Source organism: Syntrophales bacterium, assembly GCA_023229765.1.
Lineage (GTDB): Bacteria > Desulfobacterota > Syntrophia > Syntrophales > UBA5619 > DYTH01.
Genome location: JALNYO010000027.1, coordinates 22,505 through 46,858, shown reverse-complemented (window position 1 = coordinate 46,858; position 24,354 = coordinate 22,505). Strand labels below are relative to the sequence as shown.

General features: G+C 53.5%; 23 protein-coding genes. 10 read left to right on the top strand and 13 right to left on the bottom strand.

Features of this window, described 5'->3' with window-relative positions:
- Together M0P74_13050 and M0P74_13045 are read left to right on the top strand one after the other, a co-directional pair.
- On the top strand, positions 1–502 hold a 502-nt coding region (locus M0P74_13050), incomplete at its 5' end, for a thiamine pyrophosphate-dependent enzyme (GenBank protein MCK9364513.1).
- 4 nt (positions 503–506) lie between these two features.
- On the top strand, positions 507–722 hold the full coding sequence (locus M0P74_13045) for a hypothetical protein (GenBank protein ID MCK9364512.1): 216 nt from the start codon (positions 507–509) through the stop codon (positions 720–722).
- 270 nt (positions 723–992) lie between these two features.
- On the opposite strand, the gene M0P74_13040 is transcribed toward M0P74_13045, so the two are convergent.
- Together M0P74_13040 and M0P74_13035 are read right to left on the bottom strand one after the other, a co-directional pair.
- Positions 993–3,056 carry a thioredoxin domain-containing protein gene (locus M0P74_13040; protein MCK9364511.1) on the bottom strand — a complete coding sequence of 688 codons (2,064 nt, stop codon included), beginning with the start codon at positions 3,054–3,056 and terminating at the stop codon, positions 993–995.
- A gap of 21 nt (positions 3,057–3,077) precedes the next feature.
- Positions 3,078–3,392: a redoxin domain-containing protein gene (locus M0P74_13035; protein MCK9364510.1), complete on the bottom strand. Its 315-nt coding sequence runs from the start codon at positions 3,390–3,392 to the stop codon at positions 3,078–3,080.
- Positions 3,393–3,561: 169 nt separating this feature from the next.
- Between M0P74_13035 and M0P74_13030 the strand changes: the two genes are divergently transcribed.
- From M0P74_13030 to rpe, 6 genes are all read left to right on the top strand, one after another.
- On the top strand, positions 3,562–4,137 hold the full coding sequence (locus tag M0P74_13030; protein ID MCK9364509.1) for a hypothetical protein: 576 nt from the start codon (positions 3,562–3,564) through the stop codon (positions 4,135–4,137).
- Positions 4,134–4,346: a hypothetical protein gene (locus M0P74_13025; protein MCK9364508.1), complete on the top strand. Its 213-nt coding sequence runs from the start codon at positions 4,134–4,136 to the stop codon at positions 4,344–4,346. Before M0P74_13030 ends, M0P74_13025 begins: the two co-directional genes overlap by 4 nt.
- Positions 4,347–4,470: 124 nt before the next feature.
- Positions 4,471–5,253, top strand: a complete 783-nt coding sequence (locus M0P74_13020) for a transporter substrate-binding domain-containing protein (protein MCK9364507.1) — start codon at positions 4,471–4,473, stop codon at positions 5,251–5,253.
- A gap of 122 nt (positions 5,254–5,375) precedes the next feature.
- Complete coding sequence (locus M0P74_13015; GenBank protein MCK9364506.1) at positions 5,376–5,807, top strand: cupin domain-containing protein; 432 nt, start codon at positions 5,376–5,378, stop codon at positions 5,805–5,807.
- A gap of 58 nt (positions 5,808–5,865) precedes the next feature.
- Positions 5,866–8,088 carry a S9 family peptidase gene (locus tag M0P74_13010; GenBank protein ID MCK9364505.1) on the top strand — a complete coding sequence of 741 codons (2,223 nt, stop codon included), beginning with the start codon at positions 5,866–5,868 and terminating at the stop codon, positions 8,086–8,088.
- A gap of 184 nt (positions 8,089–8,272) precedes the next feature.
- Complete coding sequence (gene rpe, locus M0P74_13005) at positions 8,273–8,944, top strand: ribulose-phosphate 3-epimerase (protein ID MCK9364504.1); 672 nt, start codon at positions 8,273–8,275, stop codon at positions 8,942–8,944.
- 12 nt (positions 8,945–8,956) lie between these two features.
- Here the strand turns inward: rpe and M0P74_13000 are convergent, their stop codons facing one another.
- Complete coding sequence (locus tag M0P74_13000; protein ID MCK9364503.1) at positions 8,957–10,099, bottom strand: acyl-CoA dehydrogenase family protein; 1,143 nt, start codon at positions 10,097–10,099, stop codon at positions 8,957–8,959.
- 191 nt (positions 10,100–10,290) lie between these two features.
- Positions 10,291–11,148 carry a 3-hydroxyacyl-CoA dehydrogenase NAD-binding domain-containing protein gene (locus M0P74_12995; protein MCK9364502.1) on the bottom strand — a complete coding sequence of 286 codons (858 nt, stop codon included), beginning with the start codon at positions 11,146–11,148 and terminating at the stop codon, positions 10,291–10,293.
- 152 nt (positions 11,149–11,300) lie between these two features.
- On the opposite strand from M0P74_12995, the gene M0P74_12990 reads away from it, so the two are divergent.
- Complete coding sequence (locus tag M0P74_12990) at positions 11,301–11,846, top strand: NYN domain-containing protein (protein MCK9364501.1); 546 nt, start codon at positions 11,301–11,303, stop codon at positions 11,844–11,846.
- Here the strand turns inward: M0P74_12990 and holA are convergent.
- The 7 genes from holA to M0P74_12955 all read right to left on the bottom strand — a co-directional run bounded on the left by holA (position 11,833) and on the right by M0P74_12955 (position 18,069).
- Complete coding sequence (gene holA, locus M0P74_12985) at positions 11,833–13,236, bottom strand: DNA polymerase III subunit delta (protein ID MCK9364500.1); 1,404 nt, start codon at positions 13,234–13,236, stop codon at positions 11,833–11,835. The two genes, M0P74_12990 and holA, sit on opposite strands and share 14 nt — an antisense overlap.
- 65 nt (positions 13,237–13,301) lie before the next feature.
- A complete protein-coding gene (locus M0P74_12980; protein ID MCK9364499.1) occupies positions 13,302–13,955 on the bottom strand; it encodes a TIGR00730 family Rossman fold protein in 654 nt (217 codons plus the stop codon).
- Positions 13,956–13,974: 19 nt separating this feature from the next.
- Positions 13,975–14,166 carry a 30S ribosomal protein S21 gene (rpsU, locus tag M0P74_12975; protein MCK9364498.1) on the bottom strand — a complete coding sequence of 64 codons (192 nt, stop codon included), beginning with the start codon at positions 14,164–14,166 and terminating at the stop codon, positions 13,975–13,977.
- 387 nt (positions 14,167–14,553) lie between these two features.
- A complete protein-coding gene (gene hisC, locus M0P74_12970) occupies positions 14,554–15,627 on the bottom strand; it encodes a histidinol-phosphate transaminase (GenBank protein MCK9364497.1) in 1,074 nt (357 codons plus the stop codon).
- Positions 15,628–15,857: 230 nt separating this feature from the next.
- Entirely contained in the window at positions 15,858–16,256 is a 399-nt protein-coding gene (gene gcvH, locus M0P74_12965) for a glycine cleavage system protein GcvH (GenBank protein ID MCK9364496.1), read from the bottom strand.
- A 69-nt stretch (positions 16,257–16,325) separates the two neighbouring features.
- A complete protein-coding gene (locus M0P74_12960; protein MCK9364495.1) occupies positions 16,326–17,402 on the bottom strand; it encodes a Xaa-Pro peptidase family protein in 1,077 nt (358 codons plus the stop codon).
- Positions 17,392–18,069, bottom strand: coding sequence for a hypothetical protein (locus M0P74_12955; protein ID MCK9364494.1), 678 nt, complete (start codon positions 18,067–18,069; stop codon positions 17,392–17,394). The genes M0P74_12960 and M0P74_12955 overlap by 11 nt, the downstream gene beginning before the upstream one ends.
- A gap of 763 nt (positions 18,070–18,832) precedes the next feature.
- On the opposite strand from M0P74_12955, the gene lptC reads away from it, so the two are divergent.
- On the top strand, positions 18,833–19,582 hold the full coding sequence (gene lptC, locus M0P74_12950) for an LPS export ABC transporter periplasmic protein LptC (GenBank protein MCK9364493.1): 750 nt from the start codon (positions 18,833–18,835) through the stop codon (positions 19,580–19,582).
- A gap of 18 nt (positions 19,583–19,600) precedes the next feature.
- On the opposite strand, the gene M0P74_12945 is transcribed toward lptC, so the two are convergent.
- Positions 19,601–20,323 (bottom strand): transposase, encoded by a 723-nt coding sequence (locus tag M0P74_12945; GenBank protein ID MCK9364492.1) that lies wholly within the window; start codon positions 20,321–20,323, stop codon positions 19,601–19,603.
- Positions 20,324–20,355: 32 nt separating this feature from the next.
- Positions 20,356–24,294 carry a dockerin type I repeat-containing protein gene (locus M0P74_12940; protein MCK9364491.1) on the bottom strand — a complete coding sequence of 1,313 codons (3,939 nt, stop codon included), beginning with the start codon at positions 24,292–24,294 and terminating at the stop codon, positions 20,356–20,358.
- Positions 24,295–24,354: the final 60 nt, after the last annotated feature.

Sequence of the window (24,354 nt, the reverse complement as noted above, 5' to 3'; positions counted from 1 at the left end):
TCATGCCGCGAAAGCGCCGCAGTATTATGATATAAGTTACTTCAACGGCCTGCATGGCCGGGCGCTCCCGGCAGCGTCAGGCATAAAGGCGGTTAATCCCGACCTCAAGCTTATTGTTGAAAGCGGCGACGGCGATATTTGCGGAGAGGGCGGCAATCATTTTATTCACGCGATCAGAAGAAACCCCGATATAACGGTGATTGTGCATGATAATATGGTTTACGGCCTCACCAAGGGGCAGGCTTCGCCAACCTCGGGACTGGGGATGAGAACGCCAATACAGGTTGATGGAGTTTTTGAAACGCCGCTTAATCCTCTGCTCCTGGCTCTCATAATAGGCGCGCCCTTTGTTGCCAGGGCGTCAGCGGACGAACCAGAGAAAACAAAAGAAATTATAAAAGCAGCAATAAACCACAAAGGTTTCGCGCTTGTCGATGTTTTCCAGGCATGTGTCACCTTCAACAAGATAAACACGCACAAATGGTACAAGGATAACACCTAATTTCATTGAACCAAGCAGCCATGACGCGGGCAACAGACAGGCCGCCCTGGCAAAGGCTATGGAAGAATCACCGTGGCCGCTCGGAATAATCTACAAGAACGAAACGAAGAAAACCTTTGAGGATAATCTTGCCCCTTATCTGGAAGGCAACCAGACTCCTCTTTACAAAAGAAGCCGAAAAGCTGATATCGTCAGGCGCCTGCTCGAAGAAAAGATCTAAAACAATCGTAACTCCTCAAGGAGATAGGCTGGAGTCTGAAGACTATCAGGGGAAAAGGTCATCAGGCGCATTTTCAGGCCAGGTCTGGCATGAAAATGCGCCTGTTTTATTCAAAGCTGACGTTTCGCGAACTTCTTATTTATAGAAATAACCTCGATCATCAAAAATAGCAACCTCCAACAATGCTGCATAGCTTTACGAGGGAATGACGGAGGCGATAGGGGAGCAGACGGATATGTTTCAAAAGCACAGCGAAAGCGGGTTCCAACTTTAAATTGTGTCAATTATTTTTTGCATTTGTTCTCTGCCCGTGACCGGCGCCTGACAGGCATAGTTGGTGCAAAGGTAGAGGGTGGCCTTGCCGTCAATGGCCTCGTATTGCTCCAGAAAAGGGGCGATTGCTTTTAGACGGGCGGTTTGTTCACCGGGCGGACAGCACAAAAGTGCCGTCTCCGGCAGGAACTTCTTTTGCAGGGCCTGCAGGATTTCCTTTGCCTCCTGCTCTTCGTTTCCGGCCATAACGACAATTTCACGAGGCGGACCCAGCGCAAATTGCAATGCCGTCAGGAAAAAGGTGTAGGCCTGGGGAAAACGCTTTACGTCCCCTGCAAAAAAATCCATTTGCCGGGAAACAAAATCACCAAAGCGCTGTTCCCCGGTCAGGTGGGAGAGGCGCAGCAGGTTCAAGGCGGCCACAGAATTTCCTGAGGGAACCGCCCCGTCCTCCAGCGTGCGGGGACGGGCAATAAGCTTCTCGGCATCCTTGCCGGAAAAGAAAAAGGCGGCGCTCTTTTCATCCCAGAACAGGCTGATCATCTGTTCGGTGAGCTCGAGAGCCTTTTGCAGATAATCAGGATTGAAGGTCGCCCGGTAGAGTTCAATAAAACCCCAGGCCAAAAAGGCGTAATCGTCCAGATAAGCCGGCAGGGCAGCTTCTCCGTCCCGGTAACGGGCCAGCAGCCGCCCCTCTGGAGAGCGGAGCCTTTCCCAGATAAAACCCGCAGCCTTGGCCGCCACGGCGGCGTAAGCAGGATTTTGCAGTGCCTGCGACCCCTTGGCCAGGGCCGCGATCATCAGACCGTTCCAGGAAGTAAGCACCTTGTCATCCTTATGGGGATGAATTCTCTTTTTCCTCTCTTGATACAGTTTCTCCCGAGGCGCCTTCATTTTTTCAAGCAGATTGAACAAAGAGGCGCTTTCGCCCGGTCCGTTTCGGATCAAATTCGGGATGTTGGCGCCCTCGAAGTTCCCTTCGCCGGTAATGTCGTAGAGCCGGCAGAACGCCATTCCTCCCTGCTTGCCCAGGACTCTCTCCACCTCCTCCGCGGTCCAGAGGTAAAACTTTCCTTCTAACCCCTCGGAATCCGCATCCTGGGCGCTGTAAAATCCCCCTTCGAAAGAGGTCATCTCTCTTGCAACATAGGCAAAGATTTCTTCCGCTACCCGGGCGTAGAAAGGGCTTGCCATCGCCTGGTGCGCTTCCAGATAAACGTAAGCCAGAAGCGCGTTATCGTAGAGCATTTTCTCAAAATGAGGCGTAAGCCACTGCCGGTCGGTGGAGTAACGCGCAAACCCATAACCGACATGGTCATAGATGCCCCCTTTATACATCGCCAGAAGGGTCTTTCCCACCATAGCGGACGTCTGCGCTTCCGGCTTCCCGGTCATCCGGCTGTAGCGCAAAAGAAACATGAGGTTGTGCGGGGAAGGAAATTTGGGAGCTTCGCCGAATCCCCCGTAAGCGGGGTCAAAGCGCTGCTGAAGCGCTTCATAAGCCTTCTCCAGAACATCCGCGGTCAAAGAATTTCCCGGCTGCTCGTAGGCTTGCCGCTGAATGTCTGTGGTAATTTCCTCGGCCAGAGCGCTTAAGCGTTTCCTGTCCGCAGTCCATTTTTCCGTGATCTGTTCCAGAATATCCAGCAAGCCCGACCTTCCCCATTTGCTCCTTTTGGGGAAATAGGTTCCGGCGAAAAAGGGTTTCTGTTCCGGGGTCAAAAAAATGGTAAGGGGCCAGCCGCCTTGGCCGGTCAGCGTCTGGCAGACCGTCATGTAGATGTGATCCAGATCCGGACGCTCTTCCCGGTCCACTTTGATGGCCACGTAATGGTCGTTCAGGGAGCGGGCAACTTCCCCGTCCTCGAACGATTCATGCTCCATCACGTGGCACCAGTGGCAGGTTGAGTAGCCAATGGATAGAAAAACCGGTTTTCCCTCCCCTTTTGCCTTGAGAAAGGCCTCCTCGCCCCAGGGGAACCAGTCCACCGGGTTGTTTTTATGCTGGAGCAGATAAGGGCTTTTCTCCAAAGCGAGGCGGTTCTGACTTTTCTCATCCATTTTCGTTCACCTCCACCCTTTTCAGGCGTGCTTGAGGAAATCCATCACCTCGCCCAGATCGGGCAATTGATGAATTTCATACAACTTCAGCCAGACAACCATTCCCGTTTCATCAAGAATAACGTTGGCTCTTTCTGAAAAACCTTCCTTTTCTCTGAAGAGACCATATTTTTGAGCGGCTTCGCCGTGCGGCCAGAAATCAGCAAGCAATGGAACATTGGAGATTCCCAGCTCTTTGGCCCACGCATTTTTTAAAGGAACAGAATCGACGCTGAGTCCCAAAGGAACGGTTTTGAGGTTGTTGAACTCGGCAAATTTGTTTTCCAGGGCTTTCATCTGTATCATCGCCGGCTTAATTCCATACCAGTATCACCGGAGTAAATTGATACCGTCATCGCCAGACAATTAGGTCCACTCATTTCGTTCTGAGCTTTCTGAATATCATATCATTCTTCTCATTCCATTTCATTCTTTTAATTCCTGGCATATACAGCAGCCATCCAAGATGATGGCGGTGGAACTATGGAAGAGGTGTCATGTTGTCATTGCGGGGGGTATTTTATTCCCGATCCGCGGCAGAAGCATCCCCGGAATTGTGGAAAATTGGTTTGTCAGCGCGCCCGGAAGGCGGCGTGGCAAAGGGAGAAGATTCGCGGTAATCCGGATTACCTGGCCAACCAAAAGAGATGCGGACAGGGTCAGGAAGATCACCGGCGGGTTCAGCTTTATCCCCCACCGCTTTCTGGCCGACGGTTTTTTGGCCTCTCTGGATCGGGAGGAGATCATCCTGTACCTGTTCTTGATTCTGGCCGAGGACAGATATGGTCTTTCCTGCTACAGTTATGACGCTATCTACACCCTTCTACAAATCAATCTCGATGAGTACATCATTGCGCGGGATGGCCTGATCGGTAAGGACTTGATCGGCTTCGACAGTCGCATCTTCCAGGTTTTGGCTCTCCCGCCCCGCCCGGTGATCAAGCCGAAGCCGACAGATGATGAAGATCAAGACCATGCCGTGGTGGCGCAGATCATCCGACAATCCTTTCGGTATGCGGATCAGAGGAGGGCATTGCCATGATCGACAGAAGAACTGTTTTTGAAATCCATCGGCTCAAGGATGCAAGTTGCTCTGCAAGGCAGATCGCCCAGCGACTCAGGATCGGCAGAAAGATCGTGAGTAAATATCTCGATCATCCCGAACGTACTGTTTCCGACAGGAAGCTCAAGGTGTCAAAGCTCGATGCCTATCGGGAGAAGATTGATTCGTTTCTGGAGGAGTTTCTGTAGTCAGTAAAACGTCACCCTTGATGAAAATACTGTTTTTCAACCAGTTATTAATGATGACATCCCTCGGCAAGTGTGATATGATTTACGGAGATATGGACGTCTTATTAAGAAAAAGGGGGTATTTATGAAAAGAATTCTTTGGTTCTGCATATTGAGTTTGTTTGTCCTTGCCGAGTTCGCATGCGCGACTCAGAAAAACATGCAAGGTATTTCTGAAGTTCAAATGCTGACAGAGGAATACCCACCGGTAACCTTCATGAAAGGTGGTAAGATAACTGGTTTCGTCACGGATATAGTGAGGGAGATCATTGCCCGTCAGGGCATTCCAGATCACATTCGGTTGACTTCCTGGGATGAAGCTTACAATGCGGCGTTGAACAACCCAAATGTAGTGCTCTTCAGTGTCGAGAGAACAGAAAAACGGGAGAGTCTTTTCCAATGGGTAGGGCCAGTCGGTAAAAACAGTGCGATCTTTTACGCTAAAAAGGGATCCGGCATTAAAATAGCCAACTTGGGGGAGGCAAGAAAAGTTGCTGCTATTTCGACGACTACTAACTGGTTTACCGAACAATACCTTAAGGACAAAGGTTTTACAAATCTGGTTAGTTCTCCTCTTCCCATCACCAGTGTTAAGAAGCTCATGAACGGAGATGTGCAGATTTCGGTCTTTACCAATATTACAATGCCCGAGATTGTAAAGAATGCAGGATACAACATAGATGATCTTGAACAGGTCTTTACCGTGAGCAATACCTATTTTTACATCGCGGTTTCTCGTGGAACTCCTGTTGAGATGGTCAAAAAATGGCAGTCAGTCTTGGATGGCCTGAAGGCGGACGGCACATTCGAAAAGATATACAGAAGCTATATTCCGAATGCAGATCTGAATGATTTGCTGAAAAAATAAATAAAAGAGGAAATATAACTGGCATCATCTGGGTACTTTGATTTCTTGGAATCCGTCCACCTTGATGTCTGTCTTTCCTTGCACATCAGACAGAAATCCTCCATGCTGACAAAAGGTGTTTTATGAAAATCAGAATATCATTATGCCTCTTCTTTATACTCTGTATGTCTTCCCTTGTCAGCGCCGCCGAATACATTGGCGACGTTCAGGCACGGGTTGTCCTCAAAACGAAAAACACGAGCAACGGCCAACCCATCGCTTACTTAAAAATGGATAACCCGGAGGTGACGGTCATGACCGTGGAACTTCCCCCTGGGGCTGAAACGGGATGGCACACTCACCCCGTCCCTGTTTATGCCTACGTGTTATCAGGGTCATTGACTATTGAACTGGAAGATAAAAAAATATCACTTTTCCAAGAGGGAGATGCGATCATCGAGGTAGTCAATACCCGTCATTGCGGTAAAAATACCGGGGATGTTCCGGTAAAACTGATTGTTTTTTATACTGGTGCGGAGAATTTGCCTAATGTAATAAGAACAGTAGCACCTTGACTTAATTACAAAAAGGGGAATAAATGGGTGATTGCAGATGTGGTTGAGGAAGCCTGTTATGTTTAACAGCCAAAACAGTGTGCTGCAAAATTATCCCGGAGGGCATCATGGCATCGCAAGTATTTCCATGCAGCTTATTTCGGTTCTTCTTTCCGCCCTGTTGCTTTTTTCCTGCTCATACGGCGATTCTCAATCAGTAACAAGACCCCTGACCTCCGCAGATGTGGGGCAGGTCCAACCGAGCGCAGAAAAACGTGTGTTTGAAGTGGTCGCGCCAAGCGGCTCACGCATGGATGAGTATTACTGGCTACGGGATGACAAGCGCGAAGATCAGAAAATGCTCGCCTACCTGACTGCCGAGAACGCTTACGCAGATGCTGTTATGGCGCCGCTCGCCGATTATAAGAATCAACTCTACGAGGAGCTGATCGGCAAGCTGAAGCAGGACGATGTCAGCGTTCCCTATCTCTATAAGGATTATTGGTACTACAGCCGCTTCGAAGAGGGGAAAGAATACCAGATTTATGCGCGTCGCAGGATAAGCATGGATGCCCCTGAAGAAATAATGCTCGACGTTAACGAACTTGCCAAGGGGCACAGTTATTATCAGGTAGGTAACTTCAAGGTAAGCCCGAATCAGCAGCTGTTAGCATTTGTCGAGGACAGCGTCGGTCGTCGCCAGTACAGCCTCCGCATCAAGAACCTTGAGACCGGTGCGATCACCAATACCGGCGTCACCGGCCTATCAACCGGCATTGCCTGGGCGGGAGACAACGCGACGATCTTCTATACCTGGAATGATCCGGACACGTTGTTGAGTAAGAGTATAAAATCACACAAAATAAACGGTGATGTCGCCACCGATCCGGTTGTCTATCACGAGCCGGATGACAGTTTTTACATGGACGTTGGTCTGACGCGTTCGGAGGCTTACATCTGCATCTACCTGGAGAGCACCCTGTCAACCGAGCAGCGCTGCGCGAACGCCAACAACCCTGGCGAATTCAAGTTGATTGCCGGGCGCACCCGTGACTTCGAGTACAAGGCCGATCATCTCGCCGGACGCTGGGTGGTGCGTACCAACTGGAATGCCCAGAACTTCAAACTCATGACCTTCACCGATGGCATCTGGAATGACCGTTCCCGCTGGGTCGATCTCGTTCCCCACGACGAAGCGATCCTGATCTCCGGCTTTGAGCTATTCGATAATTTTGTCGCGATTGCCGAACGTTCCGGCGGCCTTACCCGCATCCGTATTCTGTCTAACAGCGGTAAAGAAACCCTTGTCGCCGCTGACGAGCCGGCCTACTGTATGGCGTTGGACATTAATCCGCAACCGAATACCGATTGGCTGCGCTACAGCTATACCTCGCTGACCACCCCGGCGACCACCTATGAATTGAACATGGCCACGAAAGAGCGTCGCCTGCTCAAGGAATCCCCGGTTCTCGGCGGCTTCGACAAGAGTAACTATGTGACCGAGCGCCAGTGGGCAATTGCTCATGACGGCACCCGTATCCCGGTATCGATAGTTTATCGCAAGGGTTTTGTCAAGGATGGCCGCTCCGCGCTGCTGCAGTACGGCTATGGTTCCTACGGAAACAGCGTCGAACCGACCTTCAGCAGCAATATCATCAGCCTGCTTGACCGTGGTATGGTCTATGCGATCGCGCATATTCGCGGCGGCCAGGAGATGGGGAGGCAATGGTATGAGGAGGGCAAACTGCTCAAAAAGAAAAACACCTTCACCGATTTCATCGATGTCACCAATTATCTGGTCGAGCAAGGCTATGCGGCGCCGGATCGAGTCGCTGCGCTGGGGGGCAGCGCCGGAGGCCTGTTGATGGGCGCGATTGCCAACATGGCGCCATCAAGCTATCGGGTGATTGTTTCGCAGGTGCCATTCGTCGATATCGTCACCACAATGCTGGATGAGTCTATTCCGTTGACCACCAACGAGTTCGACGAGTGGGGTAACCCAAAGGATCCTGTATATTATGAGTACATGCTGAGTTATTCGCCGTACGACCAGTCGCATGCGACCTCCTATCCGGCAATGTTCGTCGGCACTGGCCTGTGGGACTCGCAGGTGCAGTACTGGGAACCGGCCAAGTACGTTGCGCGTCTGCGCGACCGACAGTTCGGCAATAACCTGCTGGTATTCCGCACGAAGATGGAGGCTGGTCATGGTGGCAGCTCGGGCCGATTCCAGCGTTACCGTGATATCGCAGAGTACTATACGTTCATGATGAACCAACTCGGTGTTACTACTGGACGTTGAGTATTATGCTTTCCCAAGACATTTGAAAGACCAATGGACGTCAGCACGGCATCAAGGAAGGAATTGGATATAATAATGATAGACTTGGAATATTCTTTGATTCTTGAGGCAACTTCAATAGCTGCGTGAATTCGGAATGACTGTCGTTATTCAAGCTCGCAACGAAAGCAACAGGAGAGGCAGAATGAAAATTATCGCGCCATCGATACTTTCCGCGGACGGAAGCCGACTCGGCGAGGAAATCGCCGCGGTGCAGGCAGCAGGGGCTGACTGGCTCCACATAGATGTCATGGACGGCCACTTTGTCCCGAATATCACCATCGGCCCGGGGCTGATCTCCTCCTTGCGCAAGGCGACGACCCTGCCCTTTGACGTCCATTTGATGATCGAAAATCCCGAGCGCTACGTGGAAGCCTTCGCACAGGCGGGAGCCAACTGGCTCACCGTCCACTTCGAGGCGACGGCGCATCTGCATCGGCTACTTGGCCTGATCCATGAACAGGGGATCAAGGCCGGCGTTTCGGTAAACCCGGCCACGCCTCTTTGTCTGATCGAACCAATCCTGCCGGAGATCGATCTGCTGCTGATTATGAGCGTCAACCCCGGCTTCGGGGGGCAGAAGTTTATCGAAAGCTCCCTTGCCAAAATCCGCGCGGCCAGGAAGCTGCTCAAAAGCACAGCTTCCCCGGCGCTGCTGGAGGTAGATGGAGGGGTTTCCCTAAACAATCTTCGTACCATTGCCGCTGCCGGCGCAGATGTTTTCGTCGCCGGAAACGCGATCTTCAAAAGCGATAGCTATCAGACAACAATCGACGCAATGAGAAACATCCTCACCGCGCCGATTTTTACCGTATAAATCCGCCTGCCCCTATCTTGCCTGCAGGTAGCGGCCGATCGTCATGATCTCCGCCTCTTTCGTCCCCTCGTACAGCTCGAGGATTTTGGCGTCCCGGTACCACTTCTGCACCGGGTACTCCTCGATATACCCGTAACCGCCGTGCAGCTCGACGGCGTAATTGGCGCAGAAGACCGCAGTCTCACCGCCGAAGAATTTCGCCATCGCGGCCAGCATATAATCGGGACGCCCCTCGTCGATCAGCCAGGCCGCTTTATATACAAGCCCCCGCAACGCCTCGATCTTGATTGCCATTTCGGTCAGCTTCTTCTGCGTAAGCTGGTAGGCGCCCAACGGCGCGCCAAAGACGGTGCGCTCTTTTACGTATTTGATGCTCGTCTCCAGACAGGCCTCGGCCAGCCCCAGGGCCTGGGCGGAAACCATCACCCGGGTGGTATCGAAGAAATGCATCAACTGCTTGAAACCGTTGCCTTCTCTTCCGACAAGGTTCGTCTGGGGAACACGCACATCCTCCAGGGCGATCTCCGCGGTGGCGCTGGCGCGGATTCCCATCTTGCCGTGAATCTTGCTGCGAGTCACCCCCTGGGCGTCGGCCGGGATGATAATCAGGCTGAAGCTGTTATGCCTTTTCTCCTCGGGATTGGTGATGCACTGAGTGACCATAAAATCGCATACCGTGCCGTTGGTGATAAACATCTTGTTGCCGTTGATCACATAGTCGCTGCCGTCTTTCACCGCGCGCGTCTTGTACCCGGCGACATCCGTTCCGGCATTCGGCTCAGTAAAGGCGCCGGCGCTTACCTGCTCGCCCCGGCAGACGGGGGGAAGATAGCGTTTTTTCTGCTCTTCCGTTCCGTACTGGTAAATGGCCTCGCAGCCAAAAGACGCGGAGGTAATATTGAGGCCAATGCCCATGTCAAATCTTGAAAGTTCCTCGGTAATGATGGCGTTGCCGAGAATGCCGGCATTGCAGCCGCCGTATTCTTCCGCGATCCAGGCGCCGACCAGACCGTTTTCCGCCGCCTTTTTCCGGATCTCCGGCGTGTATTTCTCCTGTTCGTCGCATTCCTGCGCAACCGGCGCCAATTCCGCCTGGGCAAAACGATATGCCATATCCTTCAGCATCTTCTGTTCTTCGGTAAATTCGAAATCCATGATGTCTATCCCTCCCCGTTTTTATGAAAATGGAATTTGTATAAACAATATCTATACCTTACATCATCACACTTTTGGGACCTGCGGACGCGACGGAGCGCGTCCCTCCAATAAGGGCGGTTCGTGAACCGCCCCTACTTCGTTTTCATCATTCGTTGTGCCCGCTTCGGGCATGGGGGTTTATAAAATCCCTACTTCGAGGTGTAATCATAGACCCCTTTGCCCGATTTTCTCCCGAAACGGCCGGCGCGAACCAGTTGGACAAGCAGCGGCGCGGGGATGTACTTGTCCCCCAATTCCCTGCGCAGTCCTTCCATAATGTGGAGCAGCGTATCGTTGCCGATCAGATCCGACAGGGCCAGCGGCCCGATCGGCTGATTGCAGCCGAGCACCATTCCCTTGTCGATATCCTCCGGAGTCGCCAGCCCCTCGCCGAGGACAAAAAAGGCCTCGTTGAGCATCAGACACAGTATCCGGTTGACGACAAAAGCCGGGGCCTCCTTGACGACTATGCACTCCTTGCCGAGCTTTTCCCCCCAGGTCTTCGCGACAGCGAGGGTTGCCTCGGACGTCTCATAGCCGCGGATGATCTCCAGCAGGCGCATCACCGGGACCGGGTTAAAAAAGTGCGTGCCGATGAAACGATCCGGCCTTTTGGTAATCGCCGCCATCTCGGTTATACTGAGTCCTGAAGTATTGGTGAAGAAAAGGCATTTATCGGAAACTATCTCCTCCAGCTCCGCATAGACCTGCTTTTTGATGTTCATGACCTCAACGACGACCTCGACGACGACATCCGCATCGGCGGCGGCCTCCTTCAGATCCAGAACCGGCTTTATTCGCCCAAGAATCTCATCGGCCTGCGCCTGGGTCTTCTTCCCCTTCTGGACATCACGGGCAAGATTCTTGCGGATATTATTCATGCCGTTGTCTATAAAGCGCTGCTCGATATCCCTCATCTTGACATGAAAACCCGCCTCCGCGCATACCTGGGTGATACCATTTCCCATCAGCCCAGCGCCCAAAACACAAATATTTTTGATCTCCATCTGCTTTCTACCTCCCTATTTTTATTTCGGATTGAATCAATTCAGGCATAGTGATATGAAAGACTTCCGTTTGCTGTAATCAGGATGGCACTGCTGGGGCGTATAGCATAGCCTGCGCTGTCATACAACAAATTAATGATTCCGGAAACACCATGCGCATAATCGTTGACGGCTATAATCTAATCCGGCTGTCCAGCTTCCGCCAGTATGAACGGATAAGCCTCGAGGAGGGACGCAAGGCGCTCATCCGCAGCCTTGCTGCGTACCGAAAAAATCGCGGCCACTCGGTTACCGTGGTCTTTGACGGCTGGATCGGCGGCTCGCCGAACGAGGAGCGCGACCGCTCCGAAGGGGTGGAAATCATCTATTCCCGGATCGGGGAAAAGGCCGACGAGGTGATAAAACGGCTTGCCGCAAAAGGGAGTGAGGAGCTCACCGTCGTCACCTCGGATCGGGAAATCGCCATCTACGCCGCCCATCGGGGCAAAAGCGTGGTCTCCTCCGCGACATTCGAGGCCCTGCTGGAGGGTACAGCTCCAGCGCCGGAGAATGCTAAATCTGCCCTCCCGTTTTCGGATCAACTCTCCAAACGCGAAATAGACGAAGACGAGGATGACGGCAAGACGAAAAAGAAGGGCCCGGCGCGCAGACTCTCCCGGCAGAAACGGCTTGCCCTCGCCGCCCTCAGGAAACTTTGAGCCCGGTGCTGCAGGCGGAAACAAGAAAACGCTCCAAGAGCAGCGGCTGCGGGAGTTTGGTTGATTTGAGTTCCAGATCGGTCTGGGCGAGCAGCCCCAGATAAGCGATCAGTTCCCGGCGGGTGAAACGCGCCGCGTTCTTCAGCGCCTGAAAAACAACAAACGGGTGCTGCGAGACGAGATCAAGCTGATCCTCCTCTTGCGGCTGCTTCAGGGACGGATAGATAAGCCTCTGGAAACGCCCGTAGTCCGTCGTATTGGCGTTGAATGATTTAAGTCGTCCCGAATCGATAAGCAGCCTCGCCTGCAGCAGCATCCGGATTTCCTTCACCATCATCGCAAAGATCATCAGCGGCGCCTCGCCCTGTTCAAGCAGCTCCCGCAGCGCTGTAAGGGCGCTTGGCAGTTTTCTTGCCGAGATAGCCCCCGTCAGGGCGAAGATCACATCCTCCTTTGTCCTGCCGACGACGGCCTCCACATCGGCAGCCTCGATCACGGCATTCTCGCCGGCGTATGTGATCAGCTTTTCTATTGCCCCCAGCGACTCCCGCAGGCTGAACCCGGTTTTTTTCCCGAGAGCTTCCCAACCGCCGCCGGAAATCCGTTTTCCGCTTTTGGCGAGGCTGGCGGCTGCCAGTTCCATGACCGTCTGCTGCTGTTTCAGCTCTTTCTTTATCTTCTCGAAAACGAGAATCCGCCCGACGGCGGCAATTGTTTTAAATAGCTTTTTTCTGCGATCAGCCCCTGGCGCCGTCAAAATGAGATGATTGTCCGCTGGCATGCCCCCGGATAAAATCCTCTCCAGTCGCTCTGCTTCATCCGGCTTTTTGACAACGGGCGCGGCTTTTCTGTCAACCGCAATTTCCACAATCCGGGGAAGCCACGCCTCCCTTTGCCCCCCGTCGTCGCCGGGAACCAGTTTCTGCCACCCTTCGTCATCTATTTTCCGCCAGCCCCCGTCCCGAAGGTCATCCAGTTGCAGGCCGGCAAGCGCCAGAAACTGCATGAACTCGGCAGCGGCCCGCGCAGGGTCGGATTCAACGCGCTCCCGTATTCGGGCAATGAGCTGGGGAAGATTATTTTTAGACTCAAAAAGGCGGGTATTTTTAACGATCACGACTTTTCGCCCCGGCAGCAGCGGCGGGGTGATCAGCGATTCGCAAAGGGCGCCCACATCCTCGTGCTCGCCGTCTGTCGCAAAGAGATTGAAATCACGCTCTCCGACAGCGGGAAGCAGTGTATCGACAATCTTGTCCAGGGCATCCTGAAGCTGGAATTCCTCTTCTCCGTAGAGCAGAAAGCACGAGGGCGCCGCCTTGCCCCTGGCAAGTTCGGCGATGACCTCCTTGAGGGACGAAGCCTCAACGGCATCTTCTTTGTGAGCAGCCATAAGAAAAGCGACGCTTTACTGGTAAGGAGGCGTTCAGGCGCAAACCGGGACGTCTATTGGGGTTTCTATACGATTACGTACTTCTCGATATACCGGAAAACATCCTCCGGCTCGTCTATAACCTGAATAAAGTCGAGATCATGGGCGGAAATTTTGCCGTCTGACAGCATCGTTTCCCGAAGCCAGTCCACAAGCCCCTGCCAGTATTCGCTCCCCATCAGGATAACGGGAAAACTCTTTATCCGTTTCGTCTGGATCAGGGTCAACGCCTCGAAGAGTTCGTCCATAGTGCCAAAACCGCCGGGCATGATTACATAAGCGACGGAGTACTTGACGAACATGACCTTGCGAATGAAAAAATACTTGTAGTCAATGCTTACATTGGCGTAAATATTAGGCTTTTGCTCATAGGGTAGGCGGATGTTCATCCCCACCGACTGCCCGCCGGCCTCCGCCGCCCCCTTGTTTCCGGCCTCCATCACGCCGGGACCGCCGCCGGTTATTACGCCAAACCCGCCTTCCGCAAGCAAACCTGCGAGCTTCTCGGCCTTCTCGTAATAGACATCGCCGGGCTTTGTTCTGGCCGAGCCGAAGATGCTGACCGCGCGCTCAGCCCCGGAGAGGGTCTCGATGGCATCCACAAACTCCGCCATGATCCGGAATATGCGCCACGACTCCTCAATGGAGAGGGCATCCACTACATATTGTTTTTCAGCCATTATTCCCGTTTTTCTTTTCTTAAAAAATCTTGCGTCTCTGCACCTTGGCCAGACGCCGGCGCGCCTCGATGGCCTTGCGCTTGCGCTTCACCGAAGGCTTTTCGTAGGCGCGGCGCAGTTTCAATTCCTTAAATAGACCGCTCTTGGAAAGCTTGTTCTTCAGGATCTTCAATGCCTTTTCTACATCGTTGTCAAATACCTTTACTTCCAAAGTTCCTTCTCCTTTTCGTTTAAATGACTTTATCGGCAAGCATCAAGCTATCCGCAAGATAGCCGCTTGCGCCTGAACACCTGAGGTAATTGCAAAACTCCCCATTTTTGTCATTCCCGCAACGATTCTGAGCGGGAATCTGGTTCTAACTGCTTGAAAAACCATATTCCCGATAGAGACATTCGGGAATGACAAATGGTTTTGCAATTGCCTCCCCTGAAATGGAAATACAGATTTCTTCTTTTAGCTGAAAAACCGATAGCGGAGGGCTGCAAATTTAAAAAATAACGCCGGGCGCCAGCGGAAAAACGGCATAAAAAAAGGCAGCACGGCTCCTCGCCTTTTTAGGCTGTGCCGTAAACCGCCATTTTTTCACTTATTTGTGGATCACGCCCCTAACTGTTGTAAAATTTCTTTCAGTTTTTTTATAAAAATACCGTTTTCTTCAGGCGTACCGACGGTAACGCGCATGAAGTTCTTAATTCTTCCGGGCATATTGAAGTTCTTGACAAGAACTCCCCCCGCTAAGAGTTCGCTGTATATACGATCGGAATCGAAATCGCAACTAAAAAAAATGAAATTTGCATCGGAACGCCACGGCTTTATCCCGGCGATTGCCAGCAACTCGGCATAAAGCTCCTCCCGCCAGAGGCGAATTTCTTCTGCCTGCTTCAGGAATACCTCTTCATGATCGAGGTAGAAACCGGCCGCCGCCTGGGAAAGCGCACTGAGATTATAGGGAAGCCGCACCTTGTTGAACTCGTAAACCAGCTCGGGGCTGCCGACGAGGATGCCGAGGCGGGCCGCGGCAAAGCCTATCTTCGACAGGGTGCGAAGAATCACGAGATTATCGTATTTTGCAAGGAGCGGCAAAAATGTTTGCCCGTAAAAGTTGTGGTACGCCTCGTCAACAACGACAATGCCGGGGGAGCTTTCGATGATCGCTGCAATGCGGTCACGGCTGAAGCAGTTTCCGGTGGGGTTGTTGGGCGAGGCCAGAAAGGTGAGGGCCGGAGGGTGCGCTTTGCTGCGCGCGCTCATCGCGGCGACGTCAAGATCAAACGCCCCGTCGAGCGGGACCTCCACAACCCGGCATCCGGCATTAACCGGGGAAATGCGGTACATCGCAAACGTCGGCGTCGGAATCATGACCTCAGCCCCCGGGCGAGCCACCGCGCTGCAGAGAATCTGAATCAGTTCGTCTGAACCGTTGCCGATAATGACCTGATCCGCCGCAACGCCGAAACTTTCGGCAAAGCGGCCAGTCAAGATTGGCGCGCCCGCCTCCGGATAGCGGTTGAGGGAAATTTCCGTCAGCCGGGCCGCAAACTTCGCCCGCAGCCCTGCGGAAATCGTCAGCGGATTTTCATTCGCATCGAGCTTGACCGGATACAGGGCGTTTTCTACCGGATACGCCTGATGGGCAAGCACCTCTTCCTTGATTACAGATTTTATATCCATTGCGTCTTATTTTTCCAATTCTACGGCTGTTTCGGCCGATAACGCCGGCTAAGTGCCTATCCACAAATAACCTGAACATCTTGCATCTCATCTTTGGGCCATCTTTGGCTGTGGCTCAATCGCAAAATCCTCAACGTAGCGCTGCTACGTCTGCGGTTTTGTTCAATCGCCGCAACCAAATCTAACCCAAATCTGAGCGCAATCTTGCCCAGGTTATTTGTGGACAGGCCCTAATCAAGATCGCCCTCCTGGAGCACAAAATCCTGGTAAGCCGCGGCATCAAGGAGATCGTCCAGTTCTGACTGATCCTCCATCTCCACCACAAGCAGCCAGCCGGTATCATAGGGATCACTGTTGATGACGCCCGCATCGTCGGTGATATCGTCATTGACATTCATCACAACGCCGCTTACCGGGGCTATCAGGTCAATGGTCGTGCCGGAAGATTCAATGCTCCCAAACGGCTCGTTCCATTCGACGTACGAGTCCGTTTCAGGAAGATCCAGCGAAACAATCTCTCCCAGTTTATCCTGGCCATGATCCGTAAGGCCGATGGTTGCCAGATCACCATCCACCCTTACCCAGAAATGCTCGCGACTGTACAGCAGATCATCCGGAAATATTTTCATAATTCATCATCCTGTTTTTGTAAGAAACTCCCCATAAAGCCATCGCCCCAAAGAAAATAAGCAAGGAGGCTACAGCTCTACAAGACCAACGCCTGGGGTGGTCAAAACCTCGCAGCTATCCTTCCCCACAAGCGCCATATCCTCGATCCTGATGCCCCATTCCCCGGGGAAATACACCCCTGGCTCGACCGTAACCACCATCCCGACCTCCAAGATATCCGCCCTGCCCGTGGACAGCCGGGGCGGCTCGTGAATCGCCAGCCCCACGCCATGACCGGCGCCATGGGAAAAATACCGGTCCAGCCCCTTCTCTGCGAGAAAAGATCGGGCAACGCCGTCTATCTCGCCGCAGGAAACACCGGCCCGGATTGCCCCGAGAGCACGGTCATGAGCCTCCATAACGAACTGGTAAGCCTCCCGCTGTTTGGGCGAGGGAGAACCGACACAAAAAGTCCGCGTCTCATCCGAATGGTATCCGTTAACAACCGCGCCATAATCGATCAGGACAAAATCCCCGTCCGCAATCCTTCTTTTTCCCGGTGCTGCGTGGGGAAGGGCCGCATCCGGCCCCGTCGCGACAATCGTCTCGAAGGACATCCTTTCAGCGCCGCCCCGACGCATCCGGTATTCAAGCTCAACGGCGAGCTCCGCTTCCGTGACGCCCGGTTTAATCAAACTAATTACATCTGTCAATGCTTTTTCTGCTACCCGTATCGCCTTTTTTATCTCGCCCACTTCTGCATCGTCCTTGACGGCCCGCAGTAAATCGAGACTACTGCCCAGGGGCTGAAGCGTTGCCTGCGGCAGCGAATCCCGCAGTCGCAGATATTCTCCATAGGAAACGGCTGAAGACTCAAACCCTATGCAACTGGCGCCCCGCTCCTGGAAAACGGCGGATATTACCTCTGTCCGGTTTTTGAACTCGCTTATTTCCAGATTCTTTGTCTCAAGTCCAGCCTGCGTTATATAACGCCCGTCCACCAGCAGGGTCATCCAGACAGGACCAAGCAGCAGCGCCCCGTCGCCGCCGGTAAAACCGGTCAGATAACGGATATTGCTTTCGTCTAAAATAATCAGGTAATCCGCTTCCGCAAGGCTGCGAAGACGCTCTGCTCTCTTTCTATAGACATCCGGTTCAGGCTGCATGGCGGCGCAAATTCCCTATATTTTCCAGCCAGCGCGCAAGCTCAACTATGACCCCTGCATTTTTTTGCCCGACCGCTTTCTTGCCAAGACGGGCGCGGACATCCTGCAGCAGCGCCCCCGCCCGCTCGTTTTGGGGATCGCGACCTGTTATCTTCTCCAGCATCTCTTCGGCCATCGGGAGATGGCCCTGACGGATATAAAGCTCGGCCAAGGTCACTGTCCCAAAATCGGGGAACACGTCAGAGTTTTCCCCCTCCTCCTCACCTCGTTCATAGTCATCCGCTTCGGCAAGCGCCCCTATTTCCTTCAGTCTAACTGCCGAATCGAGCGCCGGAGACGACGCCGGATTCAGGGCGGTGAACTTCCGATAAAACAGCTCCGCTTCGTCTGCCAGCCCTTTTTTTGTGTAAAGATCGCCCATGCAGGCATAGAGCTGGGAAAGGCCGGACAGGATGTCCTCCATTTCGCCAAGCATATCACGGGCCTCGTCTATGCGCCCCTGCTGCAGCCAGACGCGGCAAATCGCAATTCGGGAATCGAGATCATCAGGAATCCTTTTCAGCCTTTCCTGCGCCAGATTAAGCACGATCTGCGACTCATTGCGCTCAAAATAGGGCTCCATCTCAGCAAGAAACGACCTTCGTCCCTGGTTATTATTCTCGTTCATTATGCATCTTCTTCCAATACGTTATTGCACTGTCCCCGCAAAAACCGGCGCAGCGATCGTGATTTCCGACTGCGATTATGAGCTAACACAGCCGGTCACAACGTGTCAATAGCCTAAAATGGCGGTAAAAAGATTGACCCCTTCCGGCGGGGGTCACAACGTGTCAATAGCCTAAAATTGCGGTAACTATTCAGGTCGATTGTCTGTAGGTGTTTAGGATACTTTGAGGAAAGCGGAGCTTAATGTTCATAAAACAATTCTATCGGCTATTACTCAAAACTTTTAGAGACCTAAAAGGTGTTGGGGGCATTGATTCGTCCTTTGCGCAGACCTAAAAGACTACAGTCTAAACAACCTGAGTAGTTACCATAATTTTATCGATTGACTTCAGGATTGAGGACGGGATAGGGTACGGTCGCAAGAGCGCTGATTTTTGCCTTGGACGACTGGCGACCTTCTGAGAAAATACCTTCACCGTGATGCCGACGGAAGCCGGCATTTAGAAAATAAGCGAATGCTGACAAGTCCGTGATGGGAAAAAAACTGTAATTATTAGAGGTAACTGCAAAACTCCCCATTCTTGTCATTCCCGCAACGATTCTGAGCGGGAATCTGGTTCTAACTGCTTGAAAAACCATATTCCCGATAGAGACATTCGGGAATGACAAATGGTTTTGCAATTGCCTCATTAGTTTTTAAAATGTTCAGCGGCAATTTACGGCGACCCGGCTCTAACCCGTAAGCGTCACATGAAATATACGCCATGATCATTCCATCTATCTTTTTAATTAAGCGCAATATCATTTGGTTGGCAATCGCAATAGTTGCCCTGAGCGGCGGGTTGGCATTTTTTTGCCTCCAGCGCGAAGCGCCGAACTATCCAAGCAAGAAAGTCTCCCAGCCGGCTTATCAAACGCAAATAGACGGCCTGCGGTTTTACGAACTGAACCACGGCCGGCGGGTGGTCTCAATCACTGCCGACAGATTCGCCATCGGGCGGGGAAAAATCGGTTTTTTCAGCACCGGTCTTACCAGGAAAGCGATTATTCAAAACGCGATCATCGAGATTTACGCCAATTCGCAATTCGCCGCCCCCCCCCCCGGGAAACCCTCTCCCCAAGGAACCCCTGGCAATATCTCTTTGGAAAACCATCCTGATTTCACACGCCTTTTCGCCGAGGAGACGTTCTCTTCGCTCTTGCCCGTGCGCAATATCGCGGAAATCGAAATCTCGCCCGTCACAATCAGGCTCCGCAATGACGATAAGGTGCTTGCAAGCATCGCCGCCGTCCGGGCAGCCATTCTCCTCCGGGAAAAGAGGATTCGCTTCACGGGCCAGGTGCGGGTCTCATCCGGAGACGCGGAACTGACGACGGAAGAGCTTATCTTTATTCCGGAAGCCGCCCTGCTGCAAACGGACCATCCCTTCATCCTGAAACGGGGAGGAAATGCCATCCACGGCCCCGCCCTTACGACCGACATCTTCCTTAAATCGGGGACAGCCACTAATTGATTTCATTCCCGCGAACATCTAAAGCAGTGCTGGCTGCTCCGTCTTTACGGGCCTTCCGGCTTTGCCGCGCGTCATTTTTAATTGATATCTTCGTTCCAGGGTATCGACAAAGGCCACATCGCCCAAAGGCCGGTTAACGGAGGATTCCCTGTGCACTGATTCAACAAAATTCCTTTTATCCTGAATAGTTAAATATTCCTTCCAGTCGCCGACCAACTCGTTTAGCATCTTATCGGAACTGACAATTCCGGCATCATCTGTCTTGCCGACATGAAATGCCGCGCTTGACCAGCGATATTCCCACGCCTCCGCCACCAGGCCCGCTCGCACCGGGTTTCTCTCTACATAACGCACTGCCGCGATTAAATAATTCTGATCAAGCACGCTTGAACCAAACCGGCCCTGCCACAGATGACCCTGCCAGCCTTCTCGACGATTAATCCGCCTTGTATAGCGAACATGGGCCTCGGAAAAACAGCGGGCCAGCGAATCCGGATTGGCCGGAACAGCAACAAAATGAACATGATTGCGCATCAGGCAATACGCCCAGATCGCCACCCCATACCGCTCGCAGGCTTCCCCTATATCCGCCAGGTACGCCCGCCTATCCTCCTCCGTGAAAAACACGTCCAGCCGGCGGTTACCGCGCTGCACAATGTGATGCGGGTATTGGGGAACAACTATCCGGGGCAAACGGGCCATAATCCGTAAACCAATAAATTTCTGTTTCGGGACAGCCAAAAAAATTAGTGGCTGTCCCCAATAAATTAATATTAGCGGCTGTCCCCAATTAACTGGAGGATGTAGAGCGCCTCCGGCAGGCCGATGCGGCCGTCGTTGTTCACATCGCCGGTCAGCGTGACCAGCGGCTTGAAACCGGAGACGACCTGGAGGGCCAGAACGGCATCCTCCAGATTCACCTCGCCATTGCCGCTGACATCGCCCTTTCGGGGCGGCTCCAGCGTGAAGCGGTACATCATCCGATTCGACGCGTTACCCTCCGTATTGACGAAAGCGCTGACGTTACTCGGATCGATCGCGGGGGTCGTCACCACAGTCCAGTAGTAGGTTCCTCCCGGCTTTAACACACCCGCGCGAACGGTCGCCGAGGCATTCTTGGACCAGAAGCTCTGCCAGATCGTCTTTCTCCCCATCGGGTCGAAGACCCGGACGCGATAATAGGTGTTCTGCTCGGCAACCAGGCCCCAGGAGAAGGTCGGCGTCGTTGTCTTGAAGTAGTAGTTGTTCGAGGGAACCAGCGTCGTTATGTCCACCGCCTGGACTGAACTGTAGTTGAAAGGAACATTGTTCACAGCAATGGTTCGGGTCTGCGAGGAACGGAGGAAGTCCATCTCGAACGTGTATAAACCCGAAACCGGAGGAGAAGCGGGGCTGGAGCTGGCCTCGAAATAGGACTGATCGAAGCGAACGTCAAAATTGGGCGAACCGCTCCGCTGGATAACGATGTTGCCGCTGGGATCTTTCAGCCTGATCGCAGTGACATCCCAAGGCGCCAATCCCGGGACCTTCGCATCGACCCAGAACGAATACAACGTGCTGGTCCCCGTGGGCGGTCTTGCCCCGATCGACACCCATTCGGCAGCCGGATTTTCCGCACGGGCGCCGGTATAGAAATAACCATAATTACTCTCCGTACAGTTCATCGGATGACCCGCGTCGTCGAAAACCCTCACAAACCAGAAGTAATGGCTGTCCGGTAGAAGCATCCCCGCCGGCACCGTGACCGAATTGGCCGCTGTGCGGTCCGACATGTACCAGAGGGCGGCGCCGTTTATATCCTGGACCAGAACCTGATAGGCGTAAGGTCCGCCCGCCGGCGGCGTCCAGGTCAACGTGGGCGTCGTCGTCCCCGCATAGGTCGGGCTCGGGGAAATCGAGAGTGAAGGAAGATCGTAGCGGTTCTGGAAACTGTAGGTCGTCTCCGCCTTCCGCCCCCGGGAATCGACCGCCGTGAACGTATAGTCGCCGTCCATGAGCCAGGGAACGCTGATCATGTAAACGAGACCCAATTGATGGGAAAAGATGGCCGGGCTCAACTTGTACTCGCCCCCGGGGCCGGTCGCGGTGATGGTCACATCTTCCGGGCTGGGCCCCATCAGCGTGGCTATGAAGTCAACGATCCGGTTTCCATTGGGCAATTTGCGACTGGAGATTCTGACATTCTGGAACTCGGGCGGCGAATAGGCAGGATGGTCGTCAGCGACCGCCAGATTCCGAGTATTGTCTCCACTAACGGTTGTAAACGGCTGATAAAAATTAGTGTAGTCGCCCGGACTGACGACGCCGTTTCCGTCCCTGTCCCAGAATACCGAGACAAATGACTTCTTGCCGACGGGAAGGCCGGTTATGGCGTAGGTCGCGGGGAGCGTCCCCGAATCATCTGGGTAAATTGCCAGCGACCCGAGACGTTTTTCCGGATTCGTGCTGAAATCCGGACCGTATTCAAAAACCCCGACACGAACGGGGCCGCTGCCGTCGTAGCCCGGCACGCTCAGGGTTCCGGTGACGCTCGCAATAGGCTGGAACTGGAGGCAGGTGGGGTTTTTGTCGTAGGAATACCATCCATAGTCCCATTGCTGATAATAGTTCCAGGAGTCCGTATCGGCGGCGAGGAACCATCCCGCAACCGAGCTTCCCCGACGCACCCGCCATTCAACGATATTGCCGGAAGCGACGACAGCGCCCCCGGAGGCAGCCAAATCGCCCAGCGGGCCATACTGGCCGTTGGTCTGAATGGACTGCGCCTTCACCTCCCACACGCCGTCCCGGTTGCGGGCAAAAAGCTTGATATCGCCCGGCTTGTCGGGGCCGTCACCGGGGGATTGCCGGAAGCGGAGTCCGTACATGAAGTTCTTCCCAGTCTGGCTGTTCCAGTCCCCGGCCAGCTCCATCCGGATGTAGAGATACTGACTGTCTATGGCGAGAAAAACCTTCTGCAGATCGCCGTTGGCGGCCATATACTGTCCCCGTTCCCCGGTTACATCCGTGAGCACCGGGGTGGTGATTCCCGCATCCGTCCAGTCGTCGGTTGCGCCGTCGATCGCGATCGCCCCCTCGTCCACCTGGGGAATCGTCAGTGGCCCGGTCGGCATGAACAGATTACCTTCAAACTCCTTCAACCACCTATCCTGTGTCGCGAAATCCGGCAGTATCCCGCCCAGCGTCGGGTCATCGCTCAAACCATGCCCCATCCTCCCGGGGAGTGGGTAGCCGAATTCGTTAACCTTGGGAAGCAGATCGCGCAGGGCCTTCGGCTGCGTCGCGGCGCCGTCGCCGAACAGCGGAAACAGATTGAATCTTTCTGTGTTGGCTTCAAAGTATGTCCGCACGGCGCTGAAGGTCCCCGAATAGCTGGCCGGAATGGAGTAGGGGTTGTATCCACTATAGGTCCCGTTCGTAATTTGCGTTTTGGCCGCGTTCAGCGTCCCATGAAACTCGGACCAACCGTAATAGGGATAATAATAGTTGAAGCGGAGAGTTACGTTGTTGCCGTTGACGAGTGCATATTCCAGCCGGGCGTTGCAACCGAACTTAGTGTCGCAGCCGGTGTTGCCGTAAGCGCTGTAGCTGCCGCTGCTGAAGCTGTCCTCCAACTCAACGGAGAACGTTTTTGACTCGGGCGTCAGGATCGAAAAGTTCCACCATTCCTCAGCCCCGCCCAGCGCCACGGCAGTATTGTTCTGAAGCGAGTTTTTGGCGAGGGCCATCTGTTCGCGGAGGAAGTTCTCTTTGGCAAGTTCGGTAATATCAAGGGAAATAAGCTCTTCCGCGCCCGCTAGCGTATTCATGTCCCCGCGTATCTTCGCCGAAGCGGTTTCATAGTCGGTGATCGCGTCGATCAGCGCCAGGCGCGCCTCATTCATCCGGGCCGCGTCGCCAATTTTGAGAAAATCCGGATAGCGGTCGAGGAGCCCCTTGATCATTTCCGGCCCCGCACCCAGGTTGACCAGGGCGACAACCTCGCGGATATCCAGATTCGCGTTATAGCCGGCGCTCATCAGGGCGTAAACTTTGAGAAATTTCAGGAACGCCCGGTAGAGATAGTAGTCGCCTGCGTCCATCTCGACATCGGGTTGGGTAACGTCTTCGGAGTTGATCAACGCCTTCGCAATTATTTCCCGGTCATCCCCTTCGCTTCCGTCCGTCGGGGACAGGGAGATCGCCTCATCCAGGTCATGGATCGAGGCATTTACGGCTGTCAAAAAGGGGCCGGCGAAAAAGGCGCGCAAGGCCTCGGCGGAGGCCGGGACAGTGGCAGGCAGGATGATCTTGCCGTCATCGTTCAAAGGAGGCGGGGTGAACTTGACGGAATCAAACGCGTCGCCGGTGCGAGTGGCGCCGTATTTTGCCAGAAGCTCGGCCAGCGTGTCGGTCGAACCGCCGTCTTCGCGCAGCAGGATGTCAACCATCCTCGTAAAAGCCAGGTAGGCGTGTATTTTAATCTTTTGGGCAGGCGTGGCCGCGCTGTAGTCGGCGCCGGCGGCGGCAGTCTGAAAGGTTTGATAGGCCAAAAGCGCGCCGGATACAGAGCGGCTAAACAGTTGGGTCTTGCCCGTTTGGATGGCATCGTTCGCGGACTGGAGGTAGCGCTCGGCAAAGAGGGAATGCAGAAAAACGCCGCCCATCCCCAAGGTAAGAAGAATTAACAAAACCGGAACCAAAAAACGATTTTTCCTAACCTTCTCATCCATCACGCGCCTCCCTTTTACTTTTATATGGGTTAAAGGAATGACATATTGAAACGCTTTTCA